This is a genomic window from Pimelobacter sp. 30-1 (assembly GCF_018831735.1).
Lineage (GTDB): Bacteria > Actinomycetota > Actinomycetes > Propionibacteriales > Nocardioidaceae > Nocardioides.
Map to the genome: position 1 here is coordinate 12,309 of NZ_NHTS01000002.1, position 10,374 is coordinate 22,682.

The 10,374-nt window shown below is 74.0% G+C and carries 9 protein-coding genes; 8 read left to right on the top strand and 1 reads right to left on the bottom strand.

The features are described from left to right. Positions 1 to 52: 52 nt before the first annotated feature. The 8 genes from CCO04_RS04520 (at position 53) to CCO04_RS04555 (ending at position 9,541) form a co-directional block, all read left to right on the top strand. A complete protein-coding gene (locus tag CCO04_RS04520) occupies positions 53 to 1,516 on the top strand; it encodes a cytosine permease (RefSeq protein ID WP_215812930.1) in 1,464 nt (487 codons plus the stop codon). 93 nt (positions 1,517 to 1,609) lie between these two features. Next, complete coding sequence (locus CCO04_RS04525; RefSeq protein ID WP_215812931.1) at positions 1,610 to 2,209, top strand: TetR/AcrR family transcriptional regulator; 600 nt, start codon at positions 1,610 to 1,612, stop codon at positions 2,207 to 2,209. After that, a complete protein-coding gene (locus CCO04_RS04530) occupies positions 2,206 to 2,808 on the top strand; it encodes a TetR/AcrR family transcriptional regulator (RefSeq protein ID WP_215812932.1) in 603 nt (200 codons plus the stop codon). The genes CCO04_RS04525 and CCO04_RS04530 overlap by 4 nt, the downstream gene beginning before the upstream one ends. Positions 2,809 to 2,810: 2 nt before the next feature. After that, positions 2,811 to 4,169, top strand: coding sequence for a helix-turn-helix domain-containing protein (locus CCO04_RS04535; protein WP_215812933.1), 1,359 nt, complete (start codon positions 2,811 to 2,813; stop codon positions 4,167 to 4,169). Positions 4,170 to 4,387: 218 nt separating this feature from the next. Continuing rightward, complete coding sequence (locus CCO04_RS04540) at positions 4,388 to 6,655, top strand: amidohydrolase (protein ID WP_215812934.1); 2,268 nt, start codon at positions 4,388 to 4,390, stop codon at positions 6,653 to 6,655. 101 nt (positions 6,656 to 6,756) lie between these two features. After that, positions 6,757 to 7,773 carry a DPP IV N-terminal domain-containing protein gene (locus CCO04_RS04545; protein WP_215812935.1) on the top strand — a complete coding sequence of 339 codons (1,017 nt, stop codon included), beginning with the start codon at positions 6,757 to 6,759 and terminating at the stop codon, positions 7,771 to 7,773. Beyond that, positions 7,770 to 8,828 carry a permease gene (locus CCO04_RS04550; protein ID WP_215812936.1) on the top strand — a complete coding sequence of 353 codons (1,059 nt, stop codon included), beginning with the start codon at positions 7,770 to 7,772 and terminating at the stop codon, positions 8,826 to 8,828. Before CCO04_RS04545 ends, CCO04_RS04550 begins: the two co-directional genes overlap by 4 nt. 17 nt (positions 8,829 to 8,845) lie before the next feature. Beyond that, positions 8,846 to 9,541, top strand: coding sequence for a hypothetical protein (locus CCO04_RS04555; protein WP_215812937.1), 696 nt, complete (start codon positions 8,846 to 8,848; stop codon positions 9,539 to 9,541). Here CCO04_RS04555 and CCO04_RS04560 read toward each other — a convergent pair. Then, positions 9,526 to 10,371, bottom strand: coding sequence for a universal stress protein (locus CCO04_RS04560; protein ID WP_215812938.1), 846 nt, complete (start codon positions 10,369 to 10,371; stop codon positions 9,526 to 9,528). The two genes, CCO04_RS04555 and CCO04_RS04560, sit on opposite strands and share 16 nt — an antisense overlap. Positions 10,372 to 10,374 lie beyond the last annotated feature (3 nt).

A 10,374-nucleotide genomic window follows, 5' to 3' on the forward strand; every position in this document is an offset into this window, starting at 1 on the left:
CCGACGTGACCTGCCTCACGATGAGGCGAACTCACCGGAGCAAGGAGCACTCATGGCGGAGCACAGCGACTCCTCGATCGGCATCGAGCAGCACGGCGTCGACACCATCCCGGACCAGGACCGGACCGGCCGGCCGCGCGATGTCGTCAACATCCTCATCGGCTCGAACCTGTGCCTCGGTGTGGTCATCTTCGGCTGGCTCCCGGCCACCTTCGGGCTGAGCTTCTGGGAGAGCGTGACCGCCCAGGTCGCCGGCACGCTCGCCGGCTGCCTCCTCGTGGCACCCCTCGCGCTGGTCTCCTTCCGGACCGCGACCAACCTCTCGACGAGCAGCGGCGCGCAGTTCGGCGTCCGCGGCCGGCTGCTCGGCTCGGGGATCGGCCTGCTCCTCTCGCTGGGCTACGCCGCGCTGACGGTGTGGACGGGCGGCGCGGCCGTGGTCGGCCCGCTCGAGCGCCTCTTCGGCACGCCGGGCGGCGACGGCGCCTACGCCCTCGGGTACGTCGTGCTCGCCATCGGCTCGGTGCTCGTCGCGATCTACGGCTACAAGCTGCTCGCCAAGATGAGCGCCTTCCTCGCGGTCATCATGACCGCGCTCATGCTCGCGGGCGTGGTCGCCTTCGCGCCGAAGTTCAGCACCGCCCCGGTGCTGGACGACGGCTACCTGCTGGGCGACTTCTGGACCACCTGGCTGCTCGTCTTCGTCGCGGTCGGCATCTCCGGCCCGATCGCGTTCATCACCCTGCTCGGCGACTACACGCGCTACGTCTCGCCGCGTCGCTACAGCCAGAAGCGGGTCCTGGTCGCCTCGACCGGCGGCATGATCGCCGGTGTCCTCATCGCCCAGCTGTTCGGCACCTTCACCTCGTTCGCGGCGCGCGACGCCGACGACTACGTCGGCGGCCTGGTCGCTGCGGCGCCGTCGTGGTTCCTGGTCCTGCTGCTGATCAACGGCCTGTTCGGCACCTTCGGCAACGCGGGCGTGCTGCTCTACTCGATGGGCCTCGACCTCGACGCCATCGTGCCCAAGGTGAGCCGGGTCCAGGCGACGACCGTCGCCTCGATCGTCTCGACCGGTCTGGTCTTCGCCGGCTACTTCCTCTGGGACGCCGCCGACGCGGTGACCGCGTTCGTGCTGCTCATGACCGCGGCCGGTACGCCGTGGGCGGTCATCACCCTCATCGGCTTCCGCCGCTCCGGCGGCGTGTACGACGCCGACGCGCTCCAGGTCCTCAACCGGCGCTCGCGCGGCGGTGCCTACTGGTTCACCCACGGGTTCTCGATCCCCGCGGTCGTCTCGTGGGCGCTCGGCACGGTCGTCGGGCTGCTCTCGGTCGACACCACCATCTGGCACGGCCCGCTCATCGAGGTCACCGGGGGGATCGACATGAGCCCGCTGCTGGCCGGCCTGACCGGCGGGATCTCCTACGTCCTGCTGACCCGCGGACAGCGCTCCGCGAGCCCGGTCGGGGAGGTGTCGGTGCCCGTCGGGGCACTGAACGAGTCCACGGGCTGACCTGGGCACGACTTCAGTTGCGCGGAGCGCGCGGAGGCGGTTCTCGGGCCGAGGGGAGGTGCGGACGGCCGGTGTTCTCCTACGATGGCCGTCATGACCACCGCCCGGACCGCGTCGAAGCGCGAGCTGACGCGAGCCCAGATCCTCGACGCCACGGTCGCCGCGATCGCCCGGGAGGGCGCGGCCGGTGTGCGGATCGACGCGGTGGCCCAGGCCGCCGGCGTCTCGACGGGGCTCATCTACTACCACTTCTCCAACCGGCAGGTGCTGGTCCGGGCCGGACTGGCCGAGGCCCTGGAGCGCTACCCCTCGCAGCCGCGATCGCCGGGCGAGCGGGACCCGCTGGCCCACCTGGTCGAGGAGCTCCAGCGCCACATCGGGCTGCCCGCCGACGGCGGCGACGAGCGGGGCCGGGTCCGCACGGCGGGGCTCCAGGCCGCCGTCTTCGACCCCGAGCTGCGCGCCTCCCTGGGCCATTCGACCGAGCTGTGGGAAGCCGTTGTGGCGCGCCTCGTCGCCCGGGTGCGGGGGAGCGAGACCGCTGCGGAGGCCGACCTCGCGACCGCCGAGACGCTGACCGCGCTGGCCGACGGGGTCCGCCAGCGCGTGCTGTCCGGCACGCTGGCGCCGGCGGACGCCGTACGGCTGGTCTCGACGATGGTGCCGGCGCTGGTCGCGGGCGGTGCCGCGTGAGCGCGCCCGCCGAGGCGTCGAGCCGCGCGCGCATCCTGGCCGCGACCGCCCAGGTGGTCGGGCAGCAGGGCATCACCGCGTTCGCCATCAAGGACGTCGCCGAGGCGGCCGAGGTGACCCCGCAGCTGCTCTACTACTACTTCCCCAACCGCGAGGCGCTCGTGGCCGCGGCGCTGGAGTACGCCAACGAGCAGGCGCCGTCGATCAACCTGCTCCAGGGTGACGCGGGCGGGCGGGGCTTCGACGCCGTGCACCAGGCGCTGCGCGCGGAGTTCGACGACGACCCGTCGGTGCGCAACCTCAACATCCTGTGGAACGAGGTGGCCAGTCTCTCGACCCAGTTCCCCGAGCTGCAGTCGACGCTCGAGCGGGTCACCTCGGGCTGGGACCAGCAGATCACCGTGGGCGTCCTGCGCGGCATCGTCGACCGCTCGCTGCGCGGCGACCTCGAGCCCGGCCTCGTCGCCCAGGCGCTGACCTGCGCGGTCGAGGGGCTCAGCCAGCGCTGGCTGGCCGGGGTGACCAGCGGCGAGCAGGCCCGCTCCGCGCTCGACCGGATGCTCGTGGCCCTGGCCGGCCAGGGCCCCGAGGGCGGCTGAGCGTGCTCGTCGAGGAGCTGGTCCGCGACCCGGACCTGGACCTGGCCGTCGAGGTCGAGGGCAACCTGGGCCTGCCGGTGCGGTGGGTGCACATCATCGAGGTCAGCGACCCCGGCCGCTTCCTGCGCGGCGGCGAGGTCGTGCTCACCGCGGGCGTGTGGCGCTCCAGCGGGACGACGGCCGCCCACTTCGTCGAGGAGATCGCGGGGGCCGGCGCGGCCGCGCTGGGCTACGGCCTGGTCAGCCCCGACGAGCCCTGGCCCGAGGACGTCGTCGCGGCGGCCGCCGAGCGCGGCCTGACCTGCTTCGTCGCGCCCGTCTCGACGCCGTTCGTCGCGATCGTCGAGGCCTTCGTGGCGAGCAAGCGCACCGAGTGGGAGGCGCCGCTGCGCCGCCAGCTCGACCACCACGCCGCCATGGTCTCGGCGCTGCGCGCCGAGCGGGGCGCCGGATCGGTGCTGCGCGTGCTCGGCCGGCTGCTGGGGCGCCCGGTGGCGCTGCGCTCCCAGGGTGTCGTGCACGGCTCCGAGCCCGACCCGTCCTACGAGGTGCCGCTCATCGGGGCCGGCCTCGCCGACGCCTCGCTGCTGCTGCCCGAGGCGATGGCCCAGCTCGACGTCGGGCTCCAGGCGGCGGTCTCGACCGCGATGCCGTTCCTGGCGCTCGAGCTCGAGCGGGAGCGCGCGATCCGGGCGACCGAGCAGCGCTACGCGCTCGAGGTGCTCGACTGGATCGAGTCCGGCGGCGGCGACCAGGCCGCGATCACCCACCGGCTCGAGCTGCTCGGCATCCCGCAGCGCGCCGAGGTCGCGGCCCTCGTGGTCCGCGGGCTGGGGCTGCGCGACGTCGAGGCGCTGGTCGAGCCGGGCAGCCTGGTCGTGGAGCGGCCCGGCGAGATCGTCGTGGTGGCGGCACGCCCGCCGACCGTCGTACCGACGGAGGGCTATGTGGGCCTGGGCCAGCACGGCCCGGCCGACGAGCTGCGGGTGAGCATCCTGCAGGCCCGCAAGGCGGTCGAGGCGCTGGAGTCGCGCGGGCAGCCGGGCTGGCTCTCCCACGACCAGCTCGCGAGCCCGACGCTGCTGCTCGACCTCCAGGACCCCGCCCTGCTGCGGGCCACCGGCGAGGCCGTCCTGGGCCGGCTCATCGCCGCGGACGGCGAGCGCGGGACCGACCTGATCGGCACCCTGACCGCCTTCCTCGACCACGGCGGACGCTGGCAGGAGACCGCCGACGAGCTCCACGTCCACATCAACACGCTGCGCCACCGGCTCAAGCGGGTCGAGGAGCTGACCGGTCGCAGCCTGGCCTCGACCGCCGACCGGGTGGACCTCTTCCTGGCGCTGCGCCTGCACCGCTGAGCGCCGTCCGGCGCCGCCGGAGGACCCCGTCGACGCCTCGCGTCCGCGGGGTGCGCCGGCCTGTCCCCAAAACTGGCGACGCTTCAGAGATTCCTATTGACCGGTTCAGTTTTGTGTGACTAAGGTCATGCAACCGCCGAGCCGGCGGTTTCGAAGAGCGGAGGAAGATGGTGGGAGTCCACGAAGCTCACGGCCGGTCGAGGTACCGGTTCCGAGCCTTGTCCGCAGGAGCGGCGCTCAGTGCGCTCGCGCTCCTCGCGACGCCGACGCTGACCGCGTCGGCCCGACCGGCCCCGGCGGCTGCGTCGCCCGGTGCCCCGCAGGCGGCCGTCGCCGCGCACCCCGAGCAGCACCCCCCGGCTGCTCGGCCGCGCGGGACCCGGGCCGGCCTCAAGGTCGCGGTGCCCGGTGCCAAGAACGTCCGGGTCGTGCCCGGTGGGTCGGCCACGGTGCGGGTCAAGGTCCGCAACACCGGCCGTACGGCGGCCCGCGGCGTGCGCCTCGAGGTGCGCACCGCCCAGGGAGTCGTGGCCCAGCCCGCCGCCCTGCGCGTGGGCAGGCTGGGAGCCAAGAAGGCCCGCACGATCGCGGTCCGGCTCACCCTGCCCGAGTCCGCCGAGGGGTTCAGCCCGGTCACCTTCGTCGTGCGCGGCACCAACACCAAGCCGCGCAAGGCGAGCACGACGCTCCAGCTCGGACCGGTCAGCGACCTGCCGCCGATCACCCCGGCCGCCGACACGGTCTTCCTCAACGGCAAGGTCCTGCAGTACCGCGGCAAGGGCGTCGCCTTCGCCCGCGCGCTCGCCGTCACCGACGGCGAGATCGCCTACGTCGGCAGCAGCCTCCAGGCCCGGCGCCGGATCGACGACCAGACCCGGGTGATCGACCTCGGCGGGCGGATCCTCATGCCCGGCCTCGGTGACGGCCACCTGCACGGTGCCCGCACCCAGCAGTGCGACCTCGGCTACGAGGGCGGCACCGTCGAGACGGTCCTCGGCAAGATCAAGGACTGCCTGCTGCGCGCCGACCAGGCCGACCACCTCAACAGCAACTACGTGCTCAGCGTCAACAACTTCATGGGCGAGGGCATGCTGCCCGAGGGCACCCGTCTGGACCGCACGATCCTCGACCGGCTGAGCAAGAGCCCCGCCGAGGACCCGTTCGGCACCGGCACCACGCGGCCGATCGCGGTCAGCCACATGGACGGCCACAAGTCGTACACGAACACCAAGGCGATCGTGAACGCCGGTCTCGACGCCAGCACGCCCGACCCGACCGACGGCTTCATCGGCCGCGGTGAGGACGGCTACCCCAACGGCCAGTTCGCCGACTTCAGCGCCAGCTGGGGTCCGCGCCTGCCCAGCGCCCCCGACGCCAACTACAACCAGCTGGCGACCAACATCGCCCGCGCCAACAGCTACGGCATCACCCAGGTGCTGCGGCCCGGCGGCAGCCGGACCGACCTGCTCAACGCGCAGCGGCTCGCCGACGAGGGCAAGCTGACCGTGCACCTCAACCAGGCGCTGTCGGCGTCCAACGTCCGTGGTGTCGACCAGGCCGAGGCGGACACGATCATCGACGGGCTCGACGACCTGCGCGACGAGTTCGACGGGTACGCCGCCGCGGCCAGCCCCGGTGAGCTGCGCGTGGACTCGGTGAAGATCTTCTGCGACGGCGTCCCGGAGTACCCGGGCCAGACCGCCGCGATGGAGCAGCCCTACCGGGTCAACGTCGGGACGCCGCAGAACCCGCACTGGGTCTCCGGCGACAAGCGCGGCGAGGAGCCGTCGTGCGAGGACGGCAAGGTCGGCTTCAGCGCGCTCGACAAGGCGCACTGGAACATCCACGTCCACTCGCTCGGCAACCGCTCGACCCGGGTCACCCTCGACAACTACGCGCGGATCAAGGCCCAGAACCCCGCCTGGGACCGGCGCCACACGATCACGCACCTGCAGTTCGTCAACGAGGAGGACATCGCCCGGTTCAAGGAGCTCGACGTGGTGGCGAGCATGTCGCTGCAGTGGGCCCAGCGCGACGCGTGGTCGACCAACGGCATCCAGGGCTACCTGCCGAACCGGCTGCTCTCGCGCCTCTACCCGGCCCGCGAGCTGCTCGACGAGGGCGCCGTCATCGCCGCCGGCTCGGACTGGCCCGTCACCGACCTGATGCCGTGGACCCAGATCGAGACGGCGATCGACCGGACCGGTGAGGTCAGCGCGGCCAAGGCGATCTACCCCGGTGCGCTCAACCCGGAGCAGGGCATCTCGCTCGTCGAGTCGCTCAAGGCGTCGACCCTCGGCGTCGCCTTCCAGATGCACCAGGACGACCGGACCGGGTCGATCGAGACCGGCAAGCTCGCCGACCTCATCGTGCTCGACCAGGACCTCTTCGTGGTGCCCACCGAGAAGATCTCCGACACCAAGGTGCTGCTGACGATGCTCGACGGCAAGGTCGTCTACACCAGCCCCACCACCCCGCTGGGCTGAGCCGCCCGGCCTCCACCACCCCGGCGTCGTGGACGCGGGACCGCCCTGTGGCGGCCCGCGTCCACGACGCTCCTCTCCTCTCCCGAGACGGGACCCCTCGCATGCCGATCAACTGGAACCGGACCGCCCTCGCCGGCGGGCTCGTCGCGCTGCTCGCCGTACCGGCGGCGGTGATCGTGGCCCGTGGCGATGACGCCGGACCTGCCGACCCCGCCGCCTCACCCAGGTCGGCCTCCGCTCCGGCCGAGCGCGCCGAGGTGGCCGCCGCGGACCTGCCCGCCCTGGCCTTCGCCGCCAACGACGGCGCGGGCTTCCGGATCGCCGCGGTCGCGCCCGACGGCACCGGCCGGGTCGAGGTCACCACCGGACGCGGGATGTACCCGGCTTGGTCGCCCGACGGCACCGAGCTCGCCTACGTCGGCGAGCACGCCGCGGTGACCGGCACCCAGCTCGCCGTGCGCGTGGTCGCCGGCGACGGCGAGGTCCGGACCGTCACCACCGGCACCCAGGTGCCCTCGAACCTCGCCTTCCGCTCGGCCGGCGAGCTCTACTACGAGGCCTCCCTGCAGGCGACCTCCGGCGCCGCGGGCATCAGCTCGACGACCTCGATCGACCGGGTCTCGACCGCGGGCGGCAACCAGCGCACCGCGGTCTACGAGCGCGGCGCGACCTACCACCCGGCGTGGTCGCCGGACGGGACCCGGCTCGCCTACGTGGTCGCGCCCGGCGCGTGCGAGGGCGCGCGCTGCGGGCAGCCGCTCGTCGTACGGACGGGGGAGCGGAGCGTCCGGGTCGTCGACCACGGCGTCGCGGCCAACCCGAGCTGGTCGCCGGACGGCACCCGGATCGCCTTCGCCTGGAAGCCCGGCACCGGCACCGGGGCCGGCCGCCTCGGCATCTGGACCGTCGTCCCGGGGCGGGCGCCGGTGCGGGTCACCGACGGTCGGGCCGACGACGAGCCGACCTGGTCGCCCGACGGGGACCGGATCGCGTTCACCCGTGACTGCGACGTGTGGGTCCAGGACGTCGCGGCGGGCTCCGGCCCGGCGCGCAACGTCACCGCGACGCCCGGTACCTGCGAGATCTCGCCGACCTGGCGCCCGGAGGGTGCGCGATGACCGACGTCCGCGTCCCCGTCCTGGACCGGCCGGCCGAGCCGACGGCGACCCGGCGGGTCGACCCGACCTGGCCGCTGCTCGGCGCGGCGCTCGCGCTCGTCGTCGTGCTGCGGAGCGTGGACGTGCCGGCGATCGGCTGGCTCAACAACTTCCTGCTCGTGTACGTCGGCCTGCTCGTCGAGGCGGTGCCGTTCGTGCTGCTCGGCGCCGCGGTCTCGGCGGCGATCGAGGTCTACGTCTCGGTCGAGGCGTTCGGCCGGCTGGCCCGGGCCCCGCGCGCCGCGCAGGTCGCGGTCGCCAGCTGCGGCGGACTGCTGCTGCCGGTCTGCGAGTGCGGCTCGGTACCGGTGGCCCGGCGGCTGCTGCTGCGCGGGCTGACCCCGTCGGCGGCGATCACCTTCATGCTGGCCGCGCCGATCGTCAACCCGGTGGTGATCCTGTCGACCTGGTTCGCCTTCCGCGGCCGGACCAGCGAGGGGCTCATGGTCGGCGGCCGGGTGGTGCTCGGGCTGACCATCGCCGTGGTCACCGGCCTGGTGATGGCCCGGGCCCTGGAGCGCCGGCCGCTCGCGCCGTCGTCGGCGCCGCAGGCGGGCGCCTCCGGCCACGACCACGGTGACCACGACCACGGCACGCACGACCACCCGAGCCGCCCGCGCCGCCTGGCCGAGCACACCGGCGCCGAGTTCCTGGCGATGATGAAGTACATGCTCATCGGCGCCGCCGTCGCCGCCGCGCTCCAGACGTTCATCCCGCAGCGCAGCATCGACACCGTCGCCACCGCCACGCTGCTCGCGATCCCGGCGATGATGGTGTTCGCCTACGTGCTCTCGCTGTGCTCGGAGTCCGACGCCCTCTTCATCGCGTCGTTCGTGCAGTTCAGCCCGGCGGCCCAGCTGGCCTTCCTGGCGTTCGGCCCGATGCTCGACACCAAGCTCACCGCCATGTACGTCGGCGCGTTCGGCCCCGCCCACGCCCGCCGCCTGGTCGTCACGATCACCGTGACGACGCTGGTCCTGTGCCTGTGGCTCCAAGCCGCGCTGCTGGTGTGGTGAGCGCGAGCATGTCGAGGATGCCTACCCCGCTCACCGTCGTGCTCGCCGCCTGGGCCGGCCTGTTCGCCTACCTGGAGGTCTCCGGCCGCTGGTCGGAGTTCCTCGCCGCGCGGGTCGCGTGGATCGTCCCGGTCGCGGCGCTGCTGTTCGGCGCCGCCGCCCTCGCCCACGGGTACGCCGCCCGGCACCGCCCGCGACCGCCGTCCTCCTGGCGGACCGCGAGCCTCAGCGTCGCCGGGATCCTGCCCGTGCTGCTGGTGGTCGCGGTCCCGATCGACCCGCTGTCGTCGTTCGCGGCGGAGCGCCGCTCGGCGTACTCGACGGCGACGTTCGCCTCGGTCGCGCCGCCCCGGGCGGGCGAGACCCTGACGTTCCAGCAGCTCGTCGCCGCGGCCGGCTCGGCCGAGACCCGCGCGGCGCTCGCCGAGCGCGCCGGCGAGGCCGTGGACCTCGTCGGGATCGTGACCGAGCCCGGCGAGGGAGGCTTCCGGCTGACCCGGTTCGTGGTGGCCTGCTGCGTGGTGGACGCGACGGTCGCCCAGGTCGACGTCCGGCCCGCGGCCGGTACGCCGGCCGCGGACCTCGCGGAGAACGCCTGGGTCCGGGTCACCGGCACGCTCGCCGTGGACGACGAGGGCCTGCCCTCGCTCGTCGACGCGGAGGTCGCGCCGACCGAGCGGCCGAACCCGCCCTACCTCTACCCGGGCGGCTGATCGCGCGGCACCGGCACCACCGCGACGGTGGTCCGGGCCCGCTCGACCACGGCGGTCGCGATCGAGCCGACGGCCAGCCGGCCGACCGAGTCGAGCGGGTGCCGGCCGACGACGACCAGGTCCCAGGCGGCGGAGCGGCCGCCGAGGACCTCGTCGACGAGGCCGTGGGTGACCCGGAGGGTCACCGGGACGTCGGGGTACTTCTCCCGGAAGCCGGCCACCGACGCGGCGAGCAGCCGGTGCGCCTCGTCGCCCTCGCCGAGGTCGAGGTCCTCGACCCGGACGTTGCGGAGGCCCGCCACCGCGGCCATCACGTCCCACACGCAGTGCACGACGGTGACCGGGCACCCGTGCAGCGCCGCGTGGGCGAAGCCCAGCTCGAGCACCGGTCCGGACTCGGGCGTGCCGTCGACGCCGATCAGGACGCCGGCGCCCGGGCCGTCCTCGGCCGGCGGGCGGCACACGACGACGGGGCACAGCGCGAGCCGGCTGACCGCGGCGCTCACCGAGCCGAGCAGCATGCTGCGCACGGTGCCGCGGCCCCGGGAGCCGAGGACGATCATCGAGGCGTCCGTGGACAGCTCGACGAGGACGCCGCGCGGGTCGCCGGGCGCGGTCAGGCCGACGACCTCGGCGTCGGGGGCGGCCTCGGCCACCCGGCGTACGGCCTCGGCGTTGATGGCGTGGACGTCGCCCTCGTCGGCGCTGACCACGACCACCGGCCGGTGCTCGGCCTGCGCCTGGGCGGCGGCCCACAGCAGGGCCCGGTCGGCGTGCTTCGAGCCGTCGGCGGCGACGACGATGCTGCCGGGCTGGATCGACGGGTTCATGGG